The following is a 23680-nucleotide window of genomic DNA, read 5'->3' on the forward strand; positions in this document are numbered from 1 at the left end:
CCTTTTTCGCGGCACCTTTAAGCCCGTCCCGGTCAACCGGACGGGTTTGTTCGTTTCTGGATGGACGCTGTTTATGTTCGGTGAACTGCTTGCCCCGCAATACCTGCACTGGTTGCTCGATGGTTTTGTCCTCACCCTGATTCTTTCGCTCCTGACCTGCCTGGTGGCAACCGGGCTGGGCTTTTTGCTGTGTCTGGCGCGCCTCTCACCGTCGCGCCTGTGGTCGTGGCCAGCACGGGCCTACCTGGCCCTGTTTCGTAATACACCGCTGCTGGTGCAGCTGTTCTTTTGGTACTTCGGGGTCACGGCGATGCTGCCCGAAGGGCTGGTGATGTGGCTCAATCAGCCGCGCAGCCTGTCATTGGGTCTGTTTGAAATCGAATGGCCGTCCTTCGAGTTTCTTGCCGGGTTCTGGGGCTTGATGCTTTATACCGCCGCCTTTATTTGCGAAGAGTTTCGCGCAGGGGTCAGTTCGGTGCGCATTGAGCAACGGGCGGCGGGCCTGGCGCTGGGCTTCAAACCGGCGCAGGTGTGGCGCTATATCGTGTTCCCGCAGGCACTGCGCACGGCCTTGGGACCATTGTTGGGGCAGTACATGAATGCCCTGAAGAACTCGTCGCTGACCATGGCCATTGGCTTGGCTGAACTGTCTTACGCCTCGCGTCAGGTCGAGACTGAAACCTTCAAGACCTTTCAAGCCTTCGGTTTTGCCACCCTGCTATATGTGGCCAGCATTGCGTTGATCGAGGTGATCGGCCAATTGATTGCACGCAGCAAGTGGTATCGCCAGGGAGTGGTGTAAACATGGATTTTTCGGTAATTAGCGACAATCTGTCGTACTTCTTGATTGGCGCCTGGCCCAACGGCCCGCTGGGCGGCGCAGCCCTGACCTTGCTCTTGAGTGCACTGTCCGGGGTAATCTCGGCGGTGCTGGGGCTGGTGCTGGGTATTGCGCTGGTGATGATTCGCGGAAAAGTGCGCTGGCTGTTGCTCGGCGTATTGGGCTTTTTGCGAGCGATTCCAGTGGTGATGCTGATTTTCTGGAGTTACTTCCTGCTGCCCATCATGTTCAAGGTCGATGTACCGGCACTGGCCACGGTGGTATGCGCGCTGTCGCTGATCGGTGGCGCGTATCTGGCGCACTCGGTGTATGCCGGGATCAGCAGCCTGCCTCCCGGGCAATGGGCTGCGGGCAAGGCGCTGGGGCTCGGGAGCTGGCAAGTGCTGCGCCTGATCATCCTGCCGCAGGCTTTGCCAATGATGCTGCCGTCTTTTCTCAATCAATGGATCTCACTGATCAAGGACACCTCGCTGGCGTATGTGATTGGGGTTGGCGAGCTGTCGTTTGTCGCCACCCAGGTCAGCAATCGGGTGATGGTGCACCCGACCGAGATCTTCCTGTTTGTGGCACTGGTGTACTTCGTGTTTTGCAGCAGCCTGGACTTGATTGCCAATCGTTGGGTAAAACCCAAGACCGCACGCAAGTAAACCTGTAGCCGCTGCCGCAGGCTGCGATAGGCAGCGCAGCGGCCCCCACGCTATCAAGGTTACAAAAGAAGGTCCTGCGGCAGCGGCTACAGGTTTCAGGTTTCAGGTTTCAGGCCAGGGTTTCAATCAGCGCCCACACCGGCACAAAACCCATGGGCAACCACACTGCCAGCCGTGACCGGTACGGCAACAGCATCAGTAACCCAAAACCACTCAATGAGAGCATACCAAACCAGCCGACCGGCCCCATCGCCCAACCCCAGGCCTGCCCGCAAAACCAGAAGCTAAAACCCAGGCTCACCCAGCCTGCAACCCGCAGCAATCGGCTCAAGCGAACCGACGGGGGTTTGCCCCAGACCTGTTTGTAATGGCGTTCCAACCCCTGACACAGGGCAAGCATGCCGATGTAAGCGAACCCCAGTGCGGCAAAAAAATTAGCCAGCATGTCAATTCACCTCGGCCATAGCGGCAGTCTTTTTACGCGGCACCCGCTCAACCACCGGTTGCGATACTTTCCAGCAGGCCCACAGCAACAAGCCACCCAGGGCCATCGCGGTCAGCTCCAGGCCCATGCTGCTATGCAGTGCCCAAGGCCGATTAACCGTCAACACGCTGAGCAAGGGCAAGCCCAAACACATCAGCCCCGCCAGCCCTAGTTGCTCGCGCCAGGCCTGCATGCGCGGACGCAACAACGCATGGACCAGGCTCAAGGCCCAAACACCAAAGAACACGTTCAATTCAGCATCGGCACGTTCTGCCATCCCTGACGCCAGCAAGCGGTTGCCCCACAGCAGGCTGATGCAGGCCAGGCTCAGGCCAGCCATGACGGTGATGTTGAACGCTTCAACCACACGATAGAGGGCCTGCGCCACGCGGCTTTCGCTGGCGTATTTACGCCGCCGCTTGACCGTGAACAACACCAGCCCGCTGCCGATCATGGCGCTGCTGATCAGGCCGCAAACGAAGTACAGCCAGCGCATCGGATAGCCGCCAAACTGGGCAAAGTGCAGCCCCGAAATCACCCGGTGCGTCAACACCGTAGGACGCATTTCAGTCGGCCTGGATATTTGCTCGCCTGTGACCCCGTCGAAGCGCATGCCTCCACCTTTGATCAGAGCGATGCGATTGCCCAGGATCGGCCGGATCTGAATTTCGGCATTGCTCTGCCCTGGGTTGCTGATGCTCACTCCGCTCAATGGGCCCATCACCTCGCGGGCTTTGCTCAGCAACGGCCCAAGAGCCACCAGCGGCGCCGGTTCGACAGTCGCCCCGCGCTTGACCTCAAGCGCCGGTGGCGCCGAGTCCTGGGCCTTGAAAAAAGCCTCGCGATTGCCATCGAACAACGCATCCATTGCGGCGGGCATGTAGATCACCAAAAAAATCGCCAGCCCGCTGTAAGTGATCATCAGGTGAAACGGCAACAGCAGCACGGCACTGGCGTTGTGGGCGTCAAGCCATGAGCGCTGGCCCTTGGCAGGCCGGAAGGTGAAGAATTCCTTGAAGAACTTCTTGTGAATCACGATGCCGCTGACCAGTGCCGCGAGCATGCCCATGGCCAGTGCACCGACCAGATAGATGCCGATCATGCGTGGCATATGCAAGGTGAAGTGAAACAGGAAGAAAAACCGCCCACCGACCGTCTCGCGTACCGGTATCACTTCGCCGGTGTCGGGATCGAGTGTCACCGACACGCCGTCGCGGCGCCCGCCAGTAGAGGCCTGAAGCTGCGGCGAACGCTCGTAAGGCAGGCTGATCCCCCATTGCTTCGCGTCCGCCTTGTGCTCTCGCAGGTAGGACAGTGCCCGCTGCGCGGCCTGCTCATCGGTGAGGTGGTGCGCAGGCAGTTCGGGGGTCATCCAGTTATCGATCTCTTGATCGAATACCGCCAGGCTGCCGGTCAAAAAAATCACGAACAGCAACCAGCCAACAATCAGGCCACCCCAGGTGTGTAGCCAGGCCATGGATTGGGTCAGGGTCTGTTTCATCCCAGTTGCTCCAGCAATTGCGGCCAAAAACCGATGGCGGCCAACGGTAGCGCAAGTACCGCGCCCATCCAGGCCGACCACTGGTGGCGGGCGGCAAACGCCCACAGGATGGCGAAGGTGTAGATCACAAACGACAGCAGACTGGCGACGATCATGGCATCTACATTGTCCAGCGGCAGCAGCCGCGCCAATGCAGCAGTAAAGGCATAGGTAAAAACGTAGCCACCGACCAATGCAGCCAGTGTGCGAGACACAATCGGCGCCCAGGCCGAGGTTGCGAGTTTCATGTTTTTCAATTCCTCATCAAGCTCTGCGTTTTGCCTGCGCCAGATGCGACAACGGCGCGGCACCCGTTATTCACGAATGTCGCGCCTGTTAGTGCCTGCACCGCTAACGGTGATCAGGCCCGGGTTGTTATCAGAACGAGCTGGTCACCGAGGCGAAGTAGGCACGGCCCGCTTCGTTGTAGGTCTGCGCGCCCGCTTCGTCAGAGTTGCCCTTGCGGTACAGCTGCTTGTCGAACAGGTTGTTGATGCCCACCCGCACACTGAAGTTTTTATTGAACTCATAGCCACTGCTCAGGCCCACCAGGCCATACGGGTCAACGGGCTGCTGCACCGATTTGTCGAGTGCTTCGTTGGCGCGATTATTACGCTTGGGCGCTTCCTGCTTGCCGTAGTAAGTACCGCTGACCTGGAACGACAGCTTCTCGGTGGCATACCAGTCGAGCATAGTGTTGAGGGTGTACTTGGGGATAATACTCAGCGGATCGCCAGTTTCCTTGTCCTTGCTTTCGATCATGTAGGTCAGGTTGGTGTTCCAGTCCAGATCGTCGCGCAAGCTGACAAATAGATTGCCCTCAACCCCTTGCACGATGGCCTTGCCGCTGTTTTCCCATTGCAGCACGCGACGCCCGTTGGGCAGGCGGAATGCCGATTCGTTGCTGGCATTGATCTTGTTCTGGTAGTCGTTGCGGAAATACGTGGCGCTGGTGCGCCATGTGCCTTTGTCGAATGCCAGGCCGATCTCTTTGTTGATGCTGATTTCCGGTTTCAGGTCCGGATTGCCCACCAGGTAGCAACCACCGATATTCACCTCTGCCGAACTGCAACCCGTGCCACGGCTGTACAGCAGGTAGTTGGGGTTGGACTGGTACAGGTTGGGGGTTTTGTAGGCACGGGCAATACCGCCCTTGATGCTCAGCTCATCAGTGATCTGGTGCGAAGCGTTGAGGCTCGGGCTCCAGTTACCGCCAAACTCGCTGTGGTGATCGAAGCGCACGCCGGGGGTGACGATGGTCTTGGCGCCGACTTCGATATTGTCCTCGACGTAGAACGCATAGCTGTTGGCAGTGGATTTGGTTTGCGTACGGTCCGTACCGGGAATGCCCGGCGTGCCATCTGTGCCCGGATCCCAGCTTTGCACACGTAATGAGCCCGGGTCATTGAGCGACTCGTAGAGGTACTCGCCGCCCAGTGTCAGTACTTGGGCGGTGCCCATGTTCAACGGCAGGTTCACTTCGCCGGTGGCTCGAGTGTTGCGCAACCGCGATTCGAATCGGCCAGCACTTTCAGACGGCGCACCTTCGCCATAACCTGCCAGGCCTTCGTTGAGGCGTGCGTTGCGGGTCAGGTCGTGGGTTAGCGAAGCCATGGTGGAGCCCCAGTCGAACGAGCCATTGTGGGTCGCCGAAAAGCTGCTGCGCTGCAGCACGCTGGTTTCTTTACCGGTCAGGCTGTTAACGAAATCACCACCGCTATTGAGCATGGTGTCACCGGCAAAAATATTGCCCTGGCGGCTATAGCTGGCTTCCAGATCCAGGCTCTGCTCCGGGGTGAACTGCCAGCTGAGCAAGCCATTGACGTCCTTGTTGCGCACGCCTTCGCGGCCAGCCACTACACTGTCGGGGGACGCTTGGGCTGCGGTGTTGATGCCCGCATCATCGGCATCCGTCTTGTTTACACCGCCATATACACGAAACACCAGATCGTCCGTGATCGGTCCGCTGAGATTGAAGTTGGTGCGCTTGCTGACGCCTTCCGAGTCGTCTTCCGGCGACAGGTAATAGGCCGTCATCGAGCCGCTAAGCTTGTCCGAAGGGCGCTTGGTGATGATATTGACCACCCCGCCCATTGCCCCTGAGCCATAACGTGCCGCTGCCGGGCCACGCAGGATCTCGATGCGTTCGACTTCTTCGGCCGGCACCCAGTTGGTTTCGCCACGGGTATCACGGTCGCCGCTCCAGCCATAACGTTGGGCGTTACGCGAAGAAGACGGTTTGCCGTCGATCAGGATCAGGGTGTTTTCCGGGCCCATGCCGCGCAGGTCGATCTGGCGGTTGTTACCGCGCGCGCCGCTGGAACTGTTGCCAGTGAGGTTGACCCCCGGCTCACGACGGATGATGTCAGAGAGATCATTGGCGGGCGGGCGTTTTTTGATGTCTTCGGCGGTGATGATCGACACACCCGGAGCCTGCTTCAGCTCTTGGGCTGCGGTGCCCAGTACGCGGGTTTCTTCAAGTTGCAGCGCCTGTCGGGTGCCATCCACCGGCAAATCGGCGGCCTCTACCGGTACTTCGTCACGCTCGCGTTCAAGTGCATCGGCGAGCAGGGTTGGCGAAGCCAGTGCGGCCATGAGAGCCAGTGAAAGATGACTGCGGTTGAATCGAGACGACATGTCCAGTTGATCCCTTAACAATGGAGTGTGCTCAGCAGGCCAAAGGCTGGAAATCGCTGACGCACGCCCCCAAAAGGGCACGTCGTGGTTTAGCTCTCCCCGGCACTGCCAGGGCTGTAATGATAAACACTCTCAATTGAGAGTAAAGCGCAATTGACATCGGACCTCATTCGCAAGTTCCCCAATCCCTTTGTTTTAGAGCCTTTTCCCACAGAAAAAAATTTAAATCCATTGCTAAATGCTCTTCAAATTGAGAAAAACCCTGCCTAAATCAATCGTTCATCCTACTTTCTGAGCCGCCCATGACTGACGAACTGCACATCACTGACCTGTTACACGGCGACGGCAAAGCCGTGGTCAAAGGCGCATTGATCACTACGCAATACACCGGCTGGCTCGAAGATGGCACTGTGTTCGACTCTTCGTTTCAACGTGGCAAGCCGTTCCAGTGCGTTATTGGCACCGGCCGGGTAATTAAAGGCTGGGATATTGGCCTCATGGGAATGAAGGTAGGCGGCAAACGTGCACTGCAGGTTCCCGCACACCTGGCCTATGGTGAAAGAAGCATGGGCGCGCATATCACTGCGAACTCTAACCTGCGGTTTGAGATCGAACTGCTGGAAGTGCTGACGCGCGACGATTGATTGCCTGCGTACCCACACTGCATTGTTTAAGGAGTTTGATCGGGTGAATCGATTTTTCAGGCGTTTATTACCGCTGATGCCGCTGGTTGTACTGGCGGGTTGCAGCAGCCAGGCCTCGCGCACACTGCCGGATATAACCCCCGATCAGGCCCGCTCACGCATCGTGCAACTGCTACCGGCCAAGACCTCGGATCGCCAGGGCTGGGCAACTGACATTTATGCAGCCTTTGCCGCACAAGGGCTGTCCCCCACCGATGAAAACCTGTGTTCGGTATTGGCCGTTACAGAGCAGGAGTCGACCTTTCAGGCCGATCCGCCGGTGCCGGGGCTGGCCACTATCGCCCGTACCGAAATCAACCGCCGCGCCGGCAAGCTGCATATCCCCGAATTTGTGGTGCGCAGCGCGCTGAATATCACCTCGCCCACCGGTAAAACCTACAACCAACGCCTCGATGCGGCCCGCACCGAAGGTCAGCTGAGCGCTATTTTTGACGACTTTATCGGCATGGTGCCGCTGGGCAAAAGCCTGTTTGGCAGCTTGAATCCTGTTCACACCGGCGGCCCGATGCAGGTCAGTATTGCCTTTGCCGAGAAACAGGCGCGGGAATATCCCTACCCCGTTGCCCACTCGATCCGCCGGGAAGTCTTTACCCGACGCGGTGGCATGTATTTCGGCATCGCCCACCTGTTGGGCTACCCGGTCGACTACACACAATCGCTGTACCGTTTTGCCGACTTCAATGCCGGCTGGTACGCCAGTCGCAATGCCGCGTTTCAGAGCGCCGTAAGTCAGGCTTCAGGCATCCCGCTGGCACTGGATGGCGATCTGACCATCCCCGGCTCTTACAACCTCGGCTCGACTGAGCTGGCGGTGCGCGCCTTGGGCAAGCAATTGGGCTTGAGCAATAACGCTATCCGCCGCCAACTCGAAAAAGGCGACAGTCTGGACTTCAATAAAACCGATCTCTACCAGGGCGTCTTTGCCCTCGCCGATCGCCAACAAGGCAAACCCCTACCCCGCGCCGTACTGCCGGGGATCACCCTGCAAAGCCCGAAAATCACCCGCAACCTGACCACCGCCTGGTTTGCCAAGCGGGTAGATGAACGTCGTCAGCAGTGCATGAACCGGGCGAAGACACTGCCAAGGCGCTGAACATATTCAGATACGAACTGTTTTCTTGAAATAATTCATATCGGGTGTAGGCTGAGGGCATAAACACCTTGGAGGCAGTCATGCATCTAGTTGCCCACGACCCCCAGCCCGATATCACCAGCGGCGATGCCGGTCGCGTTGCCCTGACCTTTTTCTTCAGCCTGATGGAACATTGGGGGTGCACCAAGGAGCAACAGTGCACACTGCTCGGCTCCATCGGCAACACCACATACTTCAAGTACAAAAAGCTGCCGAACGTGCGTTTGCCTCATGACACTCTGGAGCGCATTTCATACCTGATGGGCATGCACAAGGCGTTGCGCATTCTGTTCAGTAATCAGCCTGAGCGTGCCTATGAATGGGTGCACAAAGCCAACACCGCCGCGCCTTTTAATGGCCAGAGTGCCTTGAGCTATATGCTTGCGGGCCAGGTGGTCGACCTGGCGGATGTGCGCCGTTATCTGGATGGAGTACGCGGCTGATGCCAGATGCAGTGCTGCCTGGCTGGAACAAGGCTTATCGCATCATCAACAGCGCTTTCCCGCCCATCTCAGTATTTGAAGACACCCTGGACCCGGCCGATCTGGAGATTGCCTTTGTCCTCGAAAGCTTGACCAATGATCGCCTGCGAGACCAGGCCGGGGTGCTGAACAGGGTCAGGCCAGAAGACCGCCTGTGCGGCGAAGGCTCAACACCGGTGATGGCCGCCTTTACCCATATTGGCCGAGCCAGTCGCTTTACCGATGGCAGCTACGGTGTGTATTACTGCGCCAGCAGCGTCGAGGCGGCGATTGCTGAAACCTGTTTTCATCAGGAGCAATTCTGGCGGGCCACCCGCGAACCCAGTATTGAAATCACCATGCGTACCTATATCAACCGTGTGGTGCAGCCGATGATAGATGTGCGTGGCGACCCCGGCTTGCATCAGCCGGCACCTGCCAGCTATGGCCTGTCCCAGGCCTTCGCCCGGCCATTGCGCGAAGAGGGTGTTTGGGGGCTGCTGTACAACAGCGTGCGCCTGAGCGGCCACGAATGTGTCGCAGCGTTCCGCCCACCAGCGCTTTCGCTACCCGTGCAGGGCCAGCATTTTCGGTATGTGTGGGATGAAAGGACGCAGGCGATTGCCTGGGTGTTGCAGGTCAGTGAAGTACCCAGATGAGGTCAGGGCGACATGACTGTCGCCGCCCTGCCTCGACTCAAGTGTTACAAGCCATCGCTCGGCTTGAGCGTACGCTCGGCAACCGCGTCAGCGCTCTTTTCCTGCCAGACCGGCCAGTATTCAGCGCGTTTTTTCTCAATGCTGGCTTTAACACGCTCGTACCAGGCCAGTGATTTCGGCGAGTTGGTCACCAGATCGGTATCTTCAACCCAGCCTTTGAAGTTCTTGGACTTCAGGCTGTGAGCCGCCTCAGGGTCATTGCTGATAGGCCACAGTGAAAAACGTGCTTTCCACAAGCCCATACGCGGCGTCACCAGCGCGTAGTAGGTTTTGCCTGCAACAAGATCGGCTTCCATAAAGTCCGCCGCTTCTGACACCACCATAAAGGTATGTTTGCCTGGCGTGGTCGGGTAGGCGATTTTCGTGCCGTTGGCCATTACGCCAATAAATTGGGTCTTGCCATCGGTCACGTCATACAGCGAAGAGACAATCGCTTTGCCGGTATAGGCATCGCGCATAAACACCACTTGTGCCTTGTCCGGCGCAGCTGCAGGTATCGTCTGGTCCGCGACCGGGTCCATCGGGTTGCTTGCGCAACCGGCCAACAGCAAGGTACCCAACAGGGTAAAGATATAAAACGCGCGCATCTACAGCTCCTTTCAATTACAACGTCCTGACCCGACACCTGCCGGGCCCCCGGCATTATCGACTTATCTTGCCCTGGCCTTAAACCAGATCATTGATCGCGACACCTCTCAGAGGGTGTATTGCTTGAACAGTTCCTCCTTGATGATCAATAACGCATCTTCGTAGTAGCGCTCGCCCCGGGCTTCGCTCAGCAACACCGAGCGCACACTGCCTTCGCCCTCTGCGGGGGTGTGTTCGCAGGTCAGGTAAAACTCGGCGGTTTCGGGTTTGAATTCCAGGTAATAAAACAACTCGCGACCTTCGCGGTGCCAGTAGCCAATTTCTCTGCGCATGGATCTGCCTTTTGTGAGGATTCTGAACGCGTCGGTCAAGCTGTTGGAGCTGGCTTGCCAGTGATGCTATCGCCGGCAAGCCGGCTCCCACAAGGTGGGTGTATTGCCGTAATCCGCTCCAGCGCCACTTTCAAAACCTGGGCACTGGCAGCCGCCGTCAGGCTGATGCGCACCGCATCGGTCGCCGTGGACTTCACCGCAAATACATCCGCAGGCACTACATCAACCCCGGCTGCACGGCAGGTTTCGGCACCCTCAGCCACTGTTACCCAGATATGCGGCGAAGGCGTGTCTGCCTGATACATCGACGGACCAAGGATCTTTTTTGCCAAACGCCAGCGCCGGGCAACTTCCTGCGTTTGCCACTGCACTCGCGCGTGCGCCGTGCCATCGCTGATCCATTGGCAAGCGATGGCCATGCACAGCGGCGAAACACCCCAGTGCGCCGACTGTGCATAGGGATCGATACGCGCCAACAGTTGTGGGCTCGCGGCGATCCAGCCCAGGCGTACACCCGCCGCAACGGTCTTGGACAGGCTGGTCACCAACACCCCGAATTCGGGTAAAAACAGGTGCAGCGGCGGGCTGTCAGTCAGCGCGCCGTACACATCATCTTCGATCACATGCACGCCGTGACGCCGGGCAATCTGGGCAATCGCCTGTTTGCGCTCAACGCTCATCACCGCCGAGGTCGGGTTCTGCAGAGTTGGCGTTAGTACCGCAGTCCGTGCCCCCGTGGCGCGGATCATCCGATCGAAGTCTTCCGGCACAATGCCCTGGCGATCCATCGCAACCCCATGCATGGGTAAACGCAACTGAGCGCAGGCAGCCTTTATTCCCGGCGCGGTAAAGGCTTCGACCAGCACCGGCTCACCTGCCTGACACAACGACAGCAGTACGGTGAACAGCCCCTGCTGAGCACCGGTGCACAGCATGATGTTGTCCACATTCAGTTTCAGCCCTCGTCCGTTGAGCCAGGCCGCGCCCTGTACCCGTGCCAGCAATAAATCCGCTGCACTCAGGTAGCCCTGCAAACGGATCGCCTGGCTACTGTCGAGCAACCAGGACAAGGCCTGTGCATCTTGCTCGCCAATCTTGTCGATGGCCGGCACATTGGTTCTCAGGTCAATGCGGGCCGTGTGCTCATCGGCGTGTTGCAGCCGAAACAGGGTCGCTTCCTGACTGCCCGCCAGCACATAAGTGCCACGCCCGACCTCACCCGACACCAGGTGCCGGCGCGCCGCCTCGCGATAGGCCTGCATGGTGGTGCTGGGGTTCCAGCCCAGCGCCCAGGCCAGTCGCCGCTGTGGCGGCAAGCGTGCGCCGGGTTGCAACTCGCCGCTGGCGATGGCCTGGGTGATGGCATCGACCAACGCCAGATAGCGCGGCTGCTCGGTGTCGCTAAGCGTTGGTATCCACATTTATTGTCGGCCATGCAATATAAGGGTCGGCCCATACAATGCGTTGTGCCTAGAATCGAGTCAAATCCCTCGATGACGGTGCGCCATGTTTGACTTGAATGCCCTTCGCCTTGCAGCACAAACCGTACACCAGACCCTGGCGCCCACACCGCAACTGGCCTGGCCCTTGCTGGCTGAGCGTATGGGTTGCACGGTGTGGGTCAAGCATGAAAACCACACCCCCACCGGTGCATTCAAAGTACGTGGCGGTTTGTTATATGTGCAGGGTTTGTTGGCTCGGGAGCCACATATCAAAGGCCTGGTCACCGCCACCCGTGGCAATCATGGGCAAAGCCTGGCGCTCGCGGCCCGGAGCTTGGGTCTGTCGATCCGTATCGTGGTACCTGAAGGCAACTCGCTGGAAAAAAACGCCGCCATGCGGGCACTGGGGGCGACGGTCATTGAGTGCGGCAAGGACTTCGACGAAGCGCGGGCCGAAGCCGCAGCACTGGCGCAAACCCGTCAGTTGCATCTGGTGCCTGCCTTCCATCCGGACCTGATTCGCGGGGTCGCCACGTATGCTCTGGAGTTGCTGGAAGCCGTGGAAGAACTGGATACGGTGTATGTACCCATCGGCATGGGTTCGGGAATTTGCGGATTGATCCAGACCCGTGATCTGTTGGGTCTAAAGACCGAGATTGTCGGCGTCGTATCCAGCCAGGCCGATGCCTTTGCGCAAAGTGTCGAACAGGGCCGCCTGGTTTGCACGGACTCCGCCAATACATTCGCTGACGGGCTGGCCTGTCGTCAGCCGCTGCCTGAGGCGCTGGAGATAATTGCCAAGGGCGCGGCACGGGTTATCCGGGTAACCGATCAGGAGATCGCCCACGCCATTCGGGTCTACCATGAAACCACTCACAACACCGCCGAAGGTGCGGGTGCCGCCGCGCTGGCCGGATTGATCAGCGAACAATCGCGCCAGCAAAGCCGTCGGATTGCGCTCATTTTAAGCGGGGCCAATATTGACCGTCAGCTGTATGCCAGTATTTTGGCCGAAGACTGTGCCCCATCAGCCAAGTCATAAAAGAACAAGGAGTCTGTATGCAGTGCCAGATTCGCCGCGCCATCGAGAGCGACGCACAAGCCATCAGCAAAGTGGTGATCGCCGCCTTGCACGAATCCAATGCGCGGGATTATCCGCCCGAGGTGATCGCCCAGGTCGAAGAGAACTTCTGCCCGGCCTCGATCCTGAGGCTGATGAAGCAGCGCCAGATGTACGTGGCCGTGGTCGAACAGCATGTGGTCGGCACCGCAAGCCTGGATCAGGCGGTGGTGCGCAGCGTTTTCGTCAGCCCGCGCCATCAGGGTCGGGGCATCGGCCAGCAATTGATGGCGCGCCTCAAGGAAGCCGCTGTTTCGGCCCAGCTCGAAGAGCTGCGGGTGCCCTCCTCGCTGACGGCGCAATCGTTCTATGCGCAATTGGGTTTTCACAAAGTCCGCGATGAATTTCACGGGGCCGAGCGCACCGTGATCATGGCACTGAGTCTGGACGCCTGAATCCTGGCACGGCTATGCTGAGTTCCATGACTCCTTCTGTGGCGATCCGCTCACCCTGCCCGCCCGGCGCCTGCATCTGCGAGCGGGAACGGCTGTTGGCGACACCCGATACTGACCTGCGCATTTTCAACCTCACGCGTCAGGCCGAAAAGGTACTGCTGGAGCGCCTGGAAAATATTCAAAGCCTCAGCGATCTGGAACACATGCAGCGCCGCATGCATGAGCAATTGGGCATCGAAGTGCTGATTGACCCGGGTATCACTGAAGTTCGCACCATGCGCGGCATAACCATCCGCCTTGCCGAGCAACCGGGGCTGTGCCGAAAAACCCGTCAGACCATCCCGGCTGCCATCCGCCGGGCCTTGGAGAAACGCCCTGAAATCGCCTACAAATTGCTGGATGGCCACGACTTGTTGCGCGACACCTGAATCCGCTCTAACAAGGGCTTTAGCCCTAAAAAGGTCATATTTTGCTGCATATCAATAAATTCTCTTGCCATAACCCGAAGCGCTGTCCTATAAGCGCGTCTTTTAAATTATTAGAGTCTTATCAATGAGTGCCGGATTCACCGAGGACGACATGCGCAGAGCGCTCGGCCTTGATCTGCCTGCTGCCCCTGTTCAACCTGAAATTGAACCTGCTCCAGCTAAAATCACGCCAGCCCCCAAGCCTGCTCCCAAGAAAGCTCCCGCACCTGACAAGGCATCGTCACCTGTCGCGAAAAAACGCAGTGGGCCGATCCTTCGCGTCACCATGCGGGTGACCAAGGTATTTGACGGCGATGAAACCCGGTTTGTGCATGACTCCAAAGATCTGAGCCGATTCAACGCAGAGCAAGAAGCCAAAAAAGCCCTGGCCAAGGCCGGGTTCAAATATTTTGAGCTTGAGTCTATCGTTTCGGTGGACTGACTTCGCACTGCCGCCCCATCCAAGGAGCCCGAACATGCAATCGCAACCCCTGAACGCCAGCGACTTTGAAGCGATCGAAAACACGCTACTCAAATACGGCGACGATCACTCTGTCCTCAACCCTTCAGAACTTGACGGCTATTTCACTGCTCTGGTTTCGAGCCCGACGCGGGTGGATATTGCCGACTGGTTCCCGGCAATCTGGGGCGGTCAGAACCCGGCCTGGCAAACCCCTGATGAGGCCAAGCAGTTCATCGAGTTGAGCGTGCGCCACATCAACACCCTCGCCCGGCAACTGGCCGAAGACAGCGACGCATTCGTGCCGCGTTTCGAACAGACCGAGCATCTGGGCCAGCAGGTGACGCTGGCTGAAGAGTGGTGCTTTGGGTACACCCGCGCGGTAGCCATCTGCAACTGGCCAGCACTGCCCGTACCGCAAGCATTGCTTCTGCAAGCAATTGCAGACTGCGCCGAGCAGGACAACTTTGAACTGCCCGAAGATCTGGACGTGGCAGCTCATCAGCAAAGCGTTGCAGCCATTGCACCGGCGGCGCGTGCACTGCATGACTTCTGGTCGAGCCAGCGTTAACCATTACCTATTCAACCCATGTAGCCGTTGCCAAGGAACGAGGGCTGCGAGTTTTTGATCTTTAAAAGCACGCAGCCTTCGTTCCTCAACAGCGGCTACAGAGATTTGACTCCCATGACCACCCTCACCCATTTCGATACCCCGGTCAGCGAGCCGATCAACAGCCAGATCATGCAGCTCGTCGTCGACCATCTCACCGACATCAGTGCGATGGAGATTGCGCCGAGCAATCTGCTCTACAGCATTTATCAATATGCCATTGGCTTTGAAGTGCACCTGTACCTGCAAGCCCTCGGCGGGGCCAAGGGGATTGCGGTTGAGCTGATCGTTGCAACTGACGCGCAAGACCCGCAAAAAGTGACCGGCTTCGCCCTCTACTTGCCGGTAAAGGACGATCCGCAAGCCTGCGGCATCGCCTATATGGCAGAGCTGGCCAGCCATCGCCACCTGGGTGTGATCCGGGCAATGGTGCAGGAAGTGGTGCGCCGCTACCCCCATACCGAACTGACGTGCTCCGTGGCTAAAGTCGCGGCGTTTGAAGCCATGGGCCTGCAAGTGATCGGCACACGCGGCCCGCAAGTACTGATGAACACCCGTGACCACAGCACCGATGGCCTGATGGGCATTCTCGATGTTGCGCCGATCTATAACTCCACTGAAGTGCGGCAGATCCATACCTACCTGCTGCAACGCAACGGCAAGAAGGCCATGCTCGACGCCGAGAAAAAACGCGACCGCCAGATCGATCAACTGACGGCCAAGGCCAAAGCCTTTGTGGCGCAGGTAAAAGACTAAAAAGCTGAAATAACGCATCATGGGCACACTCCGCTTAGAGGGAACCTATATGCGTGTTCACTTTACCCTGGCCCATCTCGGCGCCTTGACCCTGGGACTGGCGCTCAGCTCTTGCGCTCTGGCCAGCGAAGAGTCGCAACTGATTGAGTCAATCAACGCCTACCGCAGCCAAATTCAGCTGTGCGCGGGCCAGGCTTCGCAAGAGTTGCCGCCACTGTCGGCGGACACCCGGTTGGTGCTGCCAGCCAGCAGTTTCGGTGACTTGCAGGAAGCCCTGGGCCGGGCCGCCTACCCGATGGTCAACGTGCAGGCGATCAACCTGTCGGGGCCGCGTGATGCTCAGGCCGCCATGAAAGCCGTGCAGGAAAGCTTCTGTCGCGTGGTGCTGGACCCGCAATTCATCGACATCGGCGTCAGCCATGACCAGCGCGACTGGCGCATCGTGCTGGCCCGTCCGCTGCTTGCGGCTCGCTTGGGCGACTGGCAGGCCGAGGGCCAGAAAGTCCTTGAACTGCTCAACAGCGCCCGCACCCAACCTCGCCAATGCGGCACCCGGACCTTTGCCCCCACCACACCGCTGGCATGGAATACCACACTGGCAACCGCCGCCGAAATCCATTCGCGAGATATGGCCAATAACAACTATTTCGATCACAAGGGCCGCGATGGCAGTACCCCTGGAGATCGCGTTGAGTTGGCGGGCTATAACGCGCAACAGGTCGGCGAAAATATCGCGGCCGGGCAAGACACCACACGCAAACTGGTCGATGGCTGGCTGGCCAGTCCTGGCCATTGCGCCAACGTGATGAACCCTGAGTTTCGCGAGTTGGGCGCAGCCTATGCGGTAGACCCTAAAAGTGACGCGGGGATTTACTGGACGGCCCTGTTCGGGACGCAGTGAGGGGTTACGCGAGGGATATACGAGGGAGATAATGCGAGAAAAGTAGCCCCACCCAACCAGCGTTGAGTGGGGCTATTTTTTTACAGCGCCATGTCAGCCGCTGGGTTGCTTGGCGCAGGCTTGGCCGGCGCAGCAGCAGGAGTTGCAGTGTGTGTTGCAGCCGGGATCGCCGGTGGCGGAGTCAATTGCAGGACTTCAGCAGTGTAGGCCCACTCTTGTGCAACGCGATCAGGATCACCGTTGAGCTTGGTGCCATAGCTCGGCACGATCTGGTGCAGCTTGGCTTGCCACTCAGGGGTCGCAACCTTGTCCTTGAACACGGTTTCGAGCACGGTCAGCATGATTGGCGCAGCAGTAGATGCACCAGGGGATGCCCCCAGCAGACCGGCGATGCTGCCATCTTTGGCGCTGACGATCTCGGTACCGAGTTTCAGCACGCCGCCTTTCTCTTCGTCACGCTTGATGATCTGCACACGCTGACCGGCCTGCCACAGGCGCCAGTCTTCAGACTTGGCGTTCGGGAAGTACTCTTTCAGTGCGTTGAAGCGATCTTCGTCCGACAGCATCAGTTGACCGGCCAGGTATTCAACCAGTGGGTACTGTTCGATACCTACTTTGGTCATTGGCCAGATGTTGTGGGTCGTGGTGCTGGTCAGCAGGTCGAAGTACGAGCCTTCTTTCAGAAACTTGGTGGAGAAGGTCGCGAACGGGCCAAACAGGATAACGCGCTTGCCATCCAGCACGCGGGTGTCCAGGTGCGGAACCGACATCGGTGGTGCGCCAACCGAAGCCTTGCCGTAGGCCTTGGCCAAGTGCTGCTGGGCGATGGTCGGGTTATCGGTTACCAGGAACGAGCCGCCAACCGGGAAGCCAGCGTATTCCTTGGCTTCCGGAATGCCGGACTTCTGCAGCAGATGCAATGCACCGCCGCCTGCGCCGATAAACACGAACTTGGCGTCGGTTTCGGTTTTGGTGCCGTCTTTCAGGTTTTTGTAGACCACACGCCATGAACCATCTTCATTGCGCTTGATGTCTTCAACTTCGCTCGACAGTTTCAGCGAGAAGTTAGGTTTGGTCTGCAGGTAGGTCGCGAACTGGCGCGTGATTTCGCCGAAGTTCACGTCAGTACCGATCGGAGACCAGGTCGCCGCGACTTTCTGGTTCGGGTCACGCCCTTCCATCATCAGCGGAACCCACTTCTTGATCTGCACCGGGTCTTCGGAGTACTGCATGCCTGCGAACAGAGGGCTGGCCTGCAGGGCTTCGTAGCGCTTCTTCAAGAACTTGATGTTGTCATCGCCCCACACAAAGCTCATGTGCGGAGTGGAGTTGATGAACGAACGCGGGTCTTTCAGAACGCCGTTCTTGACCTGCCACGACCAGAACTGGCGCGACACCTGGAAAGCTTCATTGATCTCAATGGCCTTCGGGATTTCAACGTTGCCGTTCTTGTCTTCCGGCGTGTAGTTCAACTCGGCCAGAGCCGAGTGGCCCGTACCGGCGTTGTTCCAGCCGTTGGAGCTTTCCAGGGCAACGCCATCGAGACGTTCAATCATCTCCATGGACATACCAGGTTCCAGCTCATTGAGCCAGACACCCAGGGTAGCGCTCATGATGCCGCCGCCAATCAGCAGCACATCGACGTGTTTAGGCTCGGCAGCGTGCACGGAGGTAATCCCCATGGTCAGCGCCAGGCCCAGAAGCCCCTTGTTCACTTTTTTAAACATGTTGTAGTACCTAAGATAAAACGCCATCTTCCCGGCACGCAGAGCATGAAGTCCCTCGACTCACCACAGGCTTGTCGCCTGCAATCGAGCCAACCCTCAAACCTTGAACGGGCAGATATATAAGGCCTGTGCACGTTACAGACCTCACTTTATGTACCTTGGGCGCTGATCTCTTGTTGGTTTTGGCTTCAGCTGCTTGGGTAACATTTTTGGTACAGCAGATGCGACTCCCTTGATGCCCAGCCAGCTCGCAGCTCCTTCCGGGGAACTTGCGCGGACACGACGATCCAGGGCGGCCAGCCGACTAACCGCGACATTCTACCTCAGGTGGCACTTTGGGCGAAGCAGCAGGCGTCCCGAGGTCAGGTATAATCACGCTTTTGCCCCGCCTATCAACAGGATTCACCCATGTCTTTAAGCAAGCGCACCCAGGCGCAGATTGAACGTCGCCTGATCACTACCCTGACCGAAGCCTGTGAAACGGCCAAAACGCAGATCCCGGGGTTTCTCTGGTTGACGCACATGGTCGACTACGAGGCCTTCCCGGCCAGCCTGAAGGTGGTGTGGATCTTCGACACGCAGGCCAGCAAGGATTTCGCCCTGGCTGATGGCGAGGCCCGCTTTATGGGTGAGCTGACAGCCCAGGCATTTGCTGAGGCGCAGGTGAAGGTGCGTAATGCATCGGCCCACGTGTACTTCGACTCCGAAGAAGAGTGCCAGCGCAGTTGTGGCGGCAACTGGCCAAAACGTCTGGCGCAGAAGCAGTCGGGGCGCAGCTGAGCCGTGGCAAAAGACATTGAAAACCCGTGCATTGCGGTTTGCCAGTTAAGTGGCGACTTGTGCGTGAGTTGCGGTCGTACCAAAGAGGACATCCGCAAGTGGCGGAGCATGAAACGCCCGGAAAAAATGGCCGCCGTGCAGCGCGCCAGTGCACGACTCAAGAGCCTGCGTAAAAAGAACGGCTAAGCCCTTACGCCAGATACTTGCCAAACCACCTCAAGGTGCGGTCCCAGGCCAACGTCGCCGCTGCTTCATCGTAGCGAGGCGTTGAATCGTTATGAAAGCCGTGGTTTACCCCTGGGTAGATATGCGCTTCATATACCTTGCCATTGGCCTTCAGCGCCTGTTCAAAGGCCGGCCAGCCCTCATTGATCCGCGTATCCAGCCCGGCGTAGTGCAACATCAGCGGCGCCTGAATCCGGCTGACCTCGTCAGCACCGGGCTGACGTCCGTAAAACGACACCGCTGCCCCCAGCTCCGGGTAAGCCACAGCTGCCGCATTGGCCACTCCGCCGCCGTAGCAAAAGCCGGTAATGCCAACTTTGCCGGTGCTTGCGTCGTGTTGCATCAACCATTCCACGGCCGCGAAAAAGTCATTCATCAGTTTTGTCGGATCGACCTTTTGTTGCAATGCCAGGCCTTGCTCATCATTGCCGGGATAACCGCCCACAGACGTCAGGCCATCGGGCGCCAAGGCAATAAACCCCGCCTTGCCCAGCCGCCGGGCGACATCTTCGATATACGGGTTAAGCCCACGATTTTCATGCACCACTACCACAGCCGGCAACTTGGCTGCCGCCTTGGCGGGACGCACCAGATAACCGCGCACCTGACCGTTGCCCTTGGGCGAGGGATACATGACGTACTCGGCAACGATGTCCGGATCTGTGAAAGAGACTTGCTCGGCGAGTGCGTAATCGGGGCTTAGTGCTGTCAGCACCGAAAGCGCCGTACCACCCAGCGTGAACAGGGCGGCGCGATCAAGAAACTCGCGGCGATTGATCTTGCCGTGGGCATAGTAGTCGTAAAGTTCAAGCAGCTCAGGGGCAAAATCTTTCGCTGTAAGACGAGTCATCAGTGCATTTCCTTTGGCCGGTTGCGTTTAACCATAGAGCAATTTGTAGCTAAATGCGTCTCAGAACTTTTACCTCACGCCGTGGGATACCATGCACGTCATGCCTGAAACCTGTCAGGCCAGAACTGTTAACTGAAGGGGTATCAAACGGTGAGAATTGCACTTGTGCTGCTGTTGAGCGCGTGTTCCATGCTGGCCCAGGCGGCGAATATCGGCGAACGCCTGACACCCTGGACCCTGCAGGATCAACACGACCAGCCTTACACCCTGGACGAAAAAACCCAGGTCCTGCTGGTGGCGCGCAACATGGACGGCTCCAAACTGCTCAAGGCTGCACTGGAAAACCAGGCCAAAGGCTATCTGGAAGCACGCAACGTGGTTTTTTTGGCCGACGTGCAGCGCATGCCTTCTCTGATCGGCAAGTTCATCGCGATCCCGGCCATGCGTGACTACAACTACCGCGTGGTACTCGACCGCGACGGTAAAGTGGCCGCCAACTACCCGGGCGCAGAAGACAAGGTACTGTGGCTGCAACTGGACAATGGCACGCTGGTTTCACAGCAGGAATTTGCCACGGCTGACGCATTGCGCGCAGCGCTGGAGAAACTGCCGGCTCAATAACCTCTTGGGCTCAGTGATCACGTCACTGAGCCCCTCCCCGCCTCATTCTTGCGCGCTGTGTACCACCACCAGCAATTGCGCTTGCTGCTCGCCCACCGAACGAATGCGATGCGGCTTTTGCGCATTGAAGTGCAATGCATCGCCACGATTGAGCAGCACGCGCTCAGTCATGAAATCCACTTCGACCTGCCCTTCGTGCACAAACAAGAACTCTTCGCCCATGTGCTCCTTGAAGGCCTTGTCGATGAACTCGGCCGGCGGGTAGATCATGAACGGCAGCATGCTGCGCTCCCCCACCTGACGGGCCAGCACGGCATAACCCAGGCTCTGGTCATTGGCCGCCAACGATTGACGCTCATCGCTGCGAACCAGGCTGTAGCTATCGAGTTGTGCGTTGTCTTCGCTGAACAATTCTTCGACCTTCACGTTCAGCGCTTTGGCCAGCTTGAGAGCCGCCGCAATCGACGGCGTATTCAACCCGCGCTCGACTTTTGACAGATAACTCTTGGTCATCCCGGATTTTTCAGCCAAAGCCTCTAGGCTCATTCCGAGTTTTTTTCTCAATAATTTCAATCGGATAGACATAAAGAACAGCTAACTCACAAAAAAGGAAACGACGCACACTTGCCAATGACACAAAGTGTCATATAGGATCTTTCGTGTCATTTGCGTTCACCCACGCCCTCCCCGGAAATGAGTGAACCGCGTACTCGACGCTTATTGAACGCATCAGAGGACACCAAATATGGGCAAGACACTAACACTCCCCAAGGACCTGTTGGTCAAGCAAGCGCTGAATCAGATGCAGCAGACCCTGGCGGATAATACGTGGACCGACCGGCAAAAGCTGGCACTTACCTGCCGAATTTTGTTCGAGAACGGTCACGATTCCGGCCTTGCCGGGCAAATCACTGCCCGCGGCCCGCACCCCGGCACCTACTACACCCAGCAATTGGGCCTGGGTTTCGATGAAATCAGTGCGGGTAATTTGCTGCTGGTCAATGAAGATCTGGAAGTGCTTGAAGGCCACGGCATGCCCAATCCGGCCAACCGCTTTCACAGCTGGGTGTACCGGGCCCGCCCTGACGTGAACTGCATCATTCATACCCATCCGACCCACGTCAGCGCGCTGTCGATGCTGGAAGTTCCACTGCAGATTTCGCACATGGACCTGTGCCCGCTGTATGACGACTGCGCGTTCCTCGAAGGCTGGCCGGGCGTACCAGTGGGTAATGAGGAAGGCGAGCTGATTGCCGGTGCGCTGGGTAACAAACGGGCGGTGCTGCTTTCCCATCACGGCCAATTGTCGACCGGCGCCAGCATTGAAGAAGCCTGCGTGATCGCGCAACTGATAGAGCGGGCTGCCAGGTTGCAGTTACTGGCCATGGCTGCAGGTGAAATCAAGCCGATCCAGCCCGAACTGGGCCGCGAAGCCCATGACTGGATTGCCAGACCCAAGCGTCACACTGCCGCATTCAATTACTACGCACGGCAAAACCTTCGTCGTCATGCCGACTGCCTGAACTGACCTCACTTTCGCCCAAGGACATTGATATGTTGACCCCTGATATCCACGGCATCATCGGCTACACCATCACCCCTTTTTCCACTGACGGCGAACAACTGGACCTGGATACCCTTGGGCACTCCATCGACCGCCTGATCGACAGCGGCATACATGCCATCGCGCCATTGGGCAGCACGGGCGAAGGCGCCTATCTGAGTGACTACGAATGGGACCAGGTGTGCGAGTTCAGCACCCAGCACGTGGCCAAACGCATCCCGACCATCGTCAGCGTTTCAGATCTGACCACGGCAAAAGCCATCCGCCGTGCGCGCTTTGCCCAGGATAGGGGCGCCGATGCGGTCATGGTGTTGCCCACGTCCTACTGGAAGCTCAGCGAAGCTGAAATCCTGGCCCATTACCAGGCTATCGGCGACAGCATCGATTTGCCGATCATGGTTTATAACAACCCGGCCACCAGCGGCACCGACATGTCGCCAGAGCTGATCCTGCGAATTTTCAATGCCGTGGAAAACGTCACCATGGTCAAGGAGAGCACCGGCGATATCCAGCGCATGCACCGCCTGCAACAGCTGAGTGAAGGCCAGGTGCCGTTCTTCAATGGCTGCAATCCGATGGCACTGGAAGCCTTTGCCGCAGGCGCCAAGGGCTGGTGTACCGCTGCCCCTAACTTGATTGCAACGCTTAACCTGGAGTTGTATGCCGCCATTTTGGCCAATGATCTGGAGCGGGCCCGGGTGCTGTTCTATCGCCAGTTGCCGCTGCTGGATTTCATCCTCAAGGGTGGCTTGCCAGCAACCATCAAGGCCGGTTTGCGCAGCATCGGGCTGGATGTCGGCAACCCGCGCTTGCCGGTTTCACCGTTGAGTGACGCCGCCAGCAGACAGTTGCGAGCCATGATCGGCGCGTAACCGCTGAGAAGCGGAGCGAGGCTGCAATCGTAAGACCGCTTGAAACACTTGACTGCTGCGCAGTCGATTGCAGACTCGTTCCTACACCAGCCACTACCGTTTGTTTATCGACGGCAAGCCGTATGCCGCCAGATCAAAGTCGGCCAGCTGGCGAATGATCTGATCGGCATGGTGGTACTTACTGTCGGCCATAGCTTCGTCAGGTACGGCAATGGCGGTCATATTTGCAGCTTTTGCGGCAGTCACACCAAAGGGCGAATCCTCGAATACCAGGCACTCCTGCGGCGCCACCCCCAGACGCCGCGCTGCCGTCAGGAAGATATCCGGCGCGGGTTTAGCGGCACCGACTTCAGGGTCGTCAGCGGTGACGATGGTGTCGAACAGGTCAAACCACTCGCCGTGCAAGGTGGTCTTATGGGCAAAGGAATGCAGCGACGAACTGGTGCCCACGGCAATCGGGATGTTGTGTGCCTTCAAATGCCGCACCAGCGCTTCGGCGCCCGGCATGCCTGCGGCCTTGGGGAAACGCTCACTCAGCAGCGGCTCACGAACGATCAGAAACTCTTGCGCGGTGATCGGCAAATCCAGGGCTTTAACCAGAAACTCGGCAAGGTCCAAAGCGCCACGGCCAATGATGTGTTGCTTGATACTCCAGTCATATACGCGGCCATAACGCTCGGCGATGATCTTCGTGACTTCGGTGTAAATGCCTTCTGTATCCAGCAGCAACCCATCCATATCAAAAATCACGGCCTTGATCGGGCCGACAGCAACACGCGGTGCACTCATCTCAACAGATCCGTTG

At 58.2% G+C, this 23680-nt stretch carries 29 protein-coding genes; 18 read left to right on the plus strand and 11 right to left on the minus strand.

The genetic code is table 11. The annotated features are described in order from the left end of the window. The first annotated feature begins 73 nt into the window (after positions 1–73). Together V6L79_RS17590 and V6L79_RS17595 are read left to right on the plus strand one after the other, a co-directional pair. Entirely contained in the window at positions 74–802 is a 729-nt protein-coding gene (locus V6L79_RS17590; protein ID WP_261738615.1) for an amino acid ABC transporter permease, read from the plus strand. Between the two features lie 2 nt (positions 803–804). Beyond that, complete coding sequence (locus tag V6L79_RS17595; RefSeq protein ID WP_321833596.1) at positions 805–1488, plus strand: amino acid ABC transporter permease; 684 nt, start codon at positions 805–807, stop codon at positions 1486–1488. 109 nt (positions 1489–1597) lie between these two features. Here the strand turns inward: V6L79_RS17595 and V6L79_RS17600 are convergent, their stop codons facing one another. From V6L79_RS17600 to V6L79_RS17615, 4 genes are all read right to left on the minus strand, one after another. After that, a complete protein-coding gene (locus V6L79_RS17600; RefSeq protein ID WP_261738617.1) occupies positions 1598–1933 on the minus strand; it encodes a DUF3325 domain-containing protein in 336 nt (111 codons plus the stop codon). 1 nt (position 1934) lies between these two features. Beyond that, a complete protein-coding gene (locus tag V6L79_RS17605; RefSeq protein WP_338579266.1) occupies positions 1935–3473 on the minus strand; it encodes a PepSY-associated TM helix domain-containing protein in 1539 nt (512 codons plus the stop codon). Beyond that, positions 3470–3760, minus strand: a complete 291-nt coding sequence (locus tag V6L79_RS17610; protein ID WP_261738619.1) for an iron transporter — start codon at positions 3758–3760, stop codon at positions 3470–3472. The genes V6L79_RS17605 and V6L79_RS17610 overlap by 4 nt, the downstream gene beginning before the upstream one ends. A 130-nt stretch (positions 3761–3890) precedes the next feature. Continuing rightward, positions 3891–6149, minus strand: a complete 2259-nt coding sequence (locus V6L79_RS17615) for a FepA family TonB-dependent siderophore receptor (RefSeq protein WP_321833598.1) — start codon at positions 6147–6149, stop codon at positions 3891–3893. Between the two features lie 302 nt (positions 6150–6451). Here V6L79_RS17615 and V6L79_RS17620 point away from each other — a divergent pair, with 302 nt between their 5' ends. From V6L79_RS17620 to V6L79_RS17635, 4 genes are all read left to right on the plus strand, one after another. Further along, positions 6452–6793 (plus strand): FKBP-type peptidyl-prolyl cis-trans isomerase, encoded by a 342-nt coding sequence (locus V6L79_RS17620; RefSeq protein ID WP_261738621.1) that lies wholly within the window; start codon positions 6452–6454, stop codon positions 6791–6793. Between the two features lie 76 nt (positions 6794–6869). Continuing rightward, positions 6870–7946, plus strand: coding sequence for a DUF1615 domain-containing protein (locus V6L79_RS17625; RefSeq protein WP_321836519.1), 1077 nt, complete (start codon positions 6870–6872; stop codon positions 7944–7946). Between the two features lie 80 nt (positions 7947–8026). Beyond that, positions 8027–8428, plus strand: a complete 402-nt coding sequence (locus V6L79_RS17630; RefSeq protein WP_261738622.1) for an MbcA/ParS/Xre antitoxin family protein — start codon at positions 8027–8029, stop codon at positions 8426–8428. Next, a complete protein-coding gene (locus V6L79_RS17635; RefSeq protein WP_321833601.1) occupies positions 8428–9105 on the plus strand; it encodes an RES family NAD+ phosphorylase in 678 nt (225 codons plus the stop codon). The genes V6L79_RS17630 and V6L79_RS17635 overlap by 1 nt, the downstream gene beginning before the upstream one ends. Before the next feature lie 44 nt (positions 9106–9149). Here the strand turns inward: V6L79_RS17635 and V6L79_RS17640 are convergent, their stop codons facing one another. From V6L79_RS17640 to V6L79_RS17650, 3 genes are all read right to left on the minus strand, one after another. After that, positions 9150–9752 carry a hypothetical protein gene (locus tag V6L79_RS17640; protein ID WP_261738624.1) on the minus strand — a complete coding sequence of 201 codons (603 nt, stop codon included), beginning with the start codon at positions 9750–9752 and terminating at the stop codon, positions 9150–9152. Between the two features lie 108 nt (positions 9753–9860). Beyond that, a complete protein-coding gene (locus V6L79_RS17645; protein WP_095000442.1) occupies positions 9861–10085 on the minus strand; it encodes a hypothetical protein in 225 nt (74 codons plus the stop codon). A gap of 35 nt (positions 10086–10120) precedes the next feature. Continuing rightward, entirely contained in the window at positions 10121–11506 is a 1386-nt protein-coding gene (locus V6L79_RS17650; protein WP_338579267.1) for a PLP-dependent aminotransferase family protein, read from the minus strand. Positions 11507–11591: 85 nt separating this feature from the next. Here V6L79_RS17650 and V6L79_RS17655 point away from each other — a divergent pair, with 85 nt between their 5' ends. The 7 genes from V6L79_RS17655 to V6L79_RS17685 all read left to right on the plus strand — a co-directional run bounded on the left by V6L79_RS17655 (position 11592) and on the right by V6L79_RS17685 (position 16236). After that, positions 11592–12569, plus strand: a complete 978-nt coding sequence (locus V6L79_RS17655; RefSeq protein ID WP_338579268.1) for a threonine dehydratase — start codon at positions 11592–11594, stop codon at positions 12567–12569. Positions 12570–12586: 17 nt separating this feature from the next. Next, entirely contained in the window at positions 12587–13042 is a 456-nt protein-coding gene (locus V6L79_RS17660) for a GNAT family N-acetyltransferase (protein ID WP_321833605.1), read from the plus strand. Positions 13043–13068: 26 nt separating this feature from the next. Continuing rightward, positions 13069–13470 carry a type II toxin-antitoxin system PrlF family antitoxin gene (locus V6L79_RS17665; RefSeq protein ID WP_261738628.1) on the plus strand — a complete coding sequence of 134 codons (402 nt, stop codon included), beginning with the start codon at positions 13069–13071 and terminating at the stop codon, positions 13468–13470. Between the two features lie 124 nt (positions 13471–13594). Next, complete coding sequence (locus tag V6L79_RS17670; RefSeq protein WP_261738629.1) at positions 13595–13951, plus strand: hypothetical protein; 357 nt, start codon at positions 13595–13597, stop codon at positions 13949–13951. Between the two features lie 34 nt (positions 13952–13985). Then, positions 13986–14540, plus strand: a complete 555-nt coding sequence (locus tag V6L79_RS17675) for a UPF0149 family protein (RefSeq protein WP_261738630.1) — start codon at positions 13986–13988, stop codon at positions 14538–14540. Between the two features lie 114 nt (positions 14541–14654). Then, positions 14655–15335 (plus strand): GNAT family N-acetyltransferase, encoded by a 681-nt coding sequence (locus tag V6L79_RS17680; protein WP_261738631.1) that lies wholly within the window; start codon positions 14655–14657, stop codon positions 15333–15335. A gap of 49 nt (positions 15336–15384) precedes the next feature. After that, on the plus strand, positions 15385–16236 hold the full coding sequence (locus V6L79_RS17685; protein WP_261738632.1) for a CAP domain-containing protein: 852 nt from the start codon (positions 15385–15387) through the stop codon (positions 16234–16236). Positions 16237–16316: 80 nt separating this feature from the next. On the opposite strand, the gene mqo is transcribed toward V6L79_RS17685, so the two are convergent. After that, on the minus strand, positions 16317–17963 hold the full coding sequence (gene mqo / locus V6L79_RS17690) for a malate dehydrogenase (quinone) (protein ID WP_261738633.1): 1647 nt from the start codon (positions 17961–17963) through the stop codon (positions 16317–16319). 408 nt (positions 17964–18371) lie between these two features. Here mqo and V6L79_RS17695 point away from each other — a divergent pair, with 408 nt between their 5' ends. Both V6L79_RS17695 and V6L79_RS17700 read left to right on the plus strand, forming a co-directional pair. Next, positions 18372–18743 (plus strand): hypothetical protein, encoded by a 372-nt coding sequence (locus tag V6L79_RS17695; RefSeq protein WP_261738634.1) that lies wholly within the window; start codon positions 18372–18374, stop codon positions 18741–18743. A 3-nt stretch (positions 18744–18746) separates the two neighbouring features. Continuing rightward, entirely contained in the window at positions 18747–18929 is a 183-nt protein-coding gene (locus V6L79_RS17700) for a DUF1289 domain-containing protein (RefSeq protein WP_261738635.1), read from the plus strand. A 4-nt stretch (positions 18930–18933) separates the two neighbouring features. Here V6L79_RS17700 and yghX read toward each other — a convergent pair whose 3' ends face one another. Next, entirely contained in the window at positions 18934–19818 is an 885-nt protein-coding gene (gene yghX / locus V6L79_RS17705) for a YghX family hydrolase (protein ID WP_261738636.1), read from the minus strand. A 150-nt stretch (positions 19819–19968) separates the two neighbouring features. Here yghX and V6L79_RS17710 point away from each other — a divergent pair, with 150 nt between their 5' ends. Further along, the gene (locus tag V6L79_RS17710) at positions 19969–20439 is read left to right on the plus strand and encodes an FAD/FMN-containing dehydrogenase (protein ID WP_261738637.1); all 471 of its coding nucleotides are present in this window, start codon (positions 19969–19971) and stop codon (positions 20437–20439) included. 42 nt (positions 20440–20481) lie between these two features. On the opposite strand, the gene V6L79_RS17715 is transcribed toward V6L79_RS17710, so the two are convergent. Further along, a complete protein-coding gene (locus V6L79_RS17715; RefSeq protein ID WP_261738638.1) occupies positions 20482–21024 on the minus strand; it encodes a helix-turn-helix domain-containing protein in 543 nt (180 codons plus the stop codon). A 160-nt stretch (positions 21025–21184) separates the two neighbouring features. On the opposite strand from V6L79_RS17715, the gene V6L79_RS17720 reads away from it, so the two are divergent. Both V6L79_RS17720 and V6L79_RS17725 read left to right on the plus strand, forming a co-directional pair. Beyond that, the gene (locus V6L79_RS17720; protein WP_261738639.1) at positions 21185–21967 is read left to right on the plus strand and encodes an aldolase; all 783 of its coding nucleotides are present in this window, start codon (positions 21185–21187) and stop codon (positions 21965–21967) included. A 26-nt stretch (positions 21968–21993) separates the two neighbouring features. Then, positions 21994–22875 (plus strand): dihydrodipicolinate synthase family protein, encoded by an 882-nt coding sequence (locus V6L79_RS17725; RefSeq protein WP_338579269.1) that lies wholly within the window; start codon positions 21994–21996, stop codon positions 22873–22875. Between the two features lie 93 nt (positions 22876–22968). On the opposite strand, the gene V6L79_RS17730 is transcribed toward V6L79_RS17725, so the two are convergent. After that, positions 22969–23664 carry an HAD-IA family hydrolase gene (locus V6L79_RS17730; protein WP_261738641.1) on the minus strand — a complete coding sequence of 232 codons (696 nt, stop codon included), beginning with the start codon at positions 23662–23664 and terminating at the stop codon, positions 22969–22971. Positions 23665–23680 lie beyond the last annotated feature (16 nt).

It is taken from the genome of Pseudomonas sp. ML2-2023-6, from assembly GCF_037055265.1.
Lineage (GTDB): Bacteria > Pseudomonadota > Gammaproteobacteria > Pseudomonadales > Pseudomonadaceae > Aquipseudomonas > Aquipseudomonas kulmbachensis.

Coding starts and splice junctions, on each gene's coding strand:
- V6L79_RS17730 (WP_261738641.1), bottom strand. CDS start 23,664: ATGAGTGCACCGCGTGTTGCTGTCGGCCCGATCAAGGCCGTGATTTTT.
- V6L79_RS17600 (WP_261738617.1), bottom strand. CDS start 1,933: ATGCTGGCTAATTTTTTTGCCGCACTGGGGTTCGCTTACATCGGCATG.
- V6L79_RS17725 (WP_338579269.1), top strand. CDS start 21,994: ATGTTGACCCCTGATATCCACGGCATCATCGGCTACACCATCACCCCT.
- V6L79_RS17645 (WP_095000442.1), bottom strand. CDS start 10,085: ATGCGCAGAGAAATTGGCTACTGGCACCGCGAAGGTCGCGAGTTGTTT.
- V6L79_RS17715 (WP_261738638.1), bottom strand. CDS start 21,024: ATGTCTATCCGATTGAAATTATTGAGAAAAAAACTCGGAATGAGCCTA.
- V6L79_RS17660 (WP_321833605.1), top strand. CDS start 12,587: ATGCAGTGCCAGATTCGCCGCGCCATCGAGAGCGACGCACAAGCCATC.
- V6L79_RS17635 (WP_321833601.1), top strand. CDS start 8,428: ATGCCAGATGCAGTGCTGCCTGGCTGGAACAAGGCTTATCGCATCATC.
- V6L79_RS17615 (WP_321833598.1), bottom strand. CDS start 6,149: ATGTCGTCTCGATTCAACCGCAGTCATCTTTCACTGGCTCTCATGGCC.
- V6L79_RS17695 (WP_261738634.1), top strand. CDS start 18,372: ATGTCTTTAAGCAAGCGCACCCAGGCGCAGATTGAACGTCGCCTGATC.
- V6L79_RS17605 (WP_338579266.1), bottom strand. CDS start 3,473: ATGAAACAGACCCTGACCCAATCCATGGCCTGGCTACACACCTGGGGT.
- yghX (WP_261738636.1), bottom strand. CDS start 19,818: ATGACTCGTCTTACAGCGAAAGATTTTGCCCCTGAGCTGCTTGAACTT.
- V6L79_RS17590 (WP_261738615.1), top strand. CDS start 74: ATGTTCGGTGAACTGCTTGCCCCGCAATACCTGCACTGGTTGCTCGAT.
- V6L79_RS17650 (WP_338579267.1), bottom strand. CDS start 11,506: ATGTGGATACCAACGCTTAGCGACACCGAGCAGCCGCGCTATCTGGCG.
- V6L79_RS17670 (WP_261738629.1), top strand. CDS start 13,595: ATGAGTGCCGGATTCACCGAGGACGACATGCGCAGAGCGCTCGGCCTT.
- V6L79_RS17720 (WP_261738639.1), top strand. CDS start 21,185: ATGGGCAAGACACTAACACTCCCCAAGGACCTGTTGGTCAAGCAAGCG.
- V6L79_RS17685 (WP_261738632.1), top strand. CDS start 15,385: ATGCGTGTTCACTTTACCCTGGCCCATCTCGGCGCCTTGACCCTGGGA.
- V6L79_RS17680 (WP_261738631.1), top strand. CDS start 14,655: ATGACCACCCTCACCCATTTCGATACCCCGGTCAGCGAGCCGATCAAC.
- V6L79_RS17675 (WP_261738630.1), top strand. CDS start 13,986: ATGCAATCGCAACCCCTGAACGCCAGCGACTTTGAAGCGATCGAAAAC.
- V6L79_RS17595 (WP_321833596.1), top strand. CDS start 805: ATGGATTTTTCGGTAATTAGCGACAATCTGTCGTACTTCTTGATTGGC.
- V6L79_RS17620 (WP_261738621.1), top strand. CDS start 6,452: ATGACTGACGAACTGCACATCACTGACCTGTTACACGGCGACGGCAAA.
- V6L79_RS17655 (WP_338579268.1), top strand. CDS start 11,592: ATGTTTGACTTGAATGCCCTTCGCCTTGCAGCACAAACCGTACACCAG.
- V6L79_RS17640 (WP_261738624.1), bottom strand. CDS start 9,752: ATGCGCGCGTTTTATATCTTTACCCTGTTGGGTACCTTGCTGTTGGCC.
- V6L79_RS17610 (WP_261738619.1), bottom strand. CDS start 3,760: ATGAAACTCGCAACCTCGGCCTGGGCGCCGATTGTGTCTCGCACACTG.
- mqo (WP_261738633.1), bottom strand. CDS start 17,963: ATGTTTAAAAAAGTGAACAAGGGGCTTCTGGGCCTGGCGCTGACCATG.
- V6L79_RS17665 (WP_261738628.1), top strand. CDS start 13,069: ATGACTCCTTCTGTGGCGATCCGCTCACCCTGCCCGCCCGGCGCCTGC.
- V6L79_RS17625 (WP_321836519.1), top strand. CDS start 6,870: ATGCCGCTGGTTGTACTGGCGGGTTGCAGCAGCCAGGCCTCGCGCACA.
- V6L79_RS17630 (WP_261738622.1), top strand. CDS start 8,027: ATGCATCTAGTTGCCCACGACCCCCAGCCCGATATCACCAGCGGCGAT.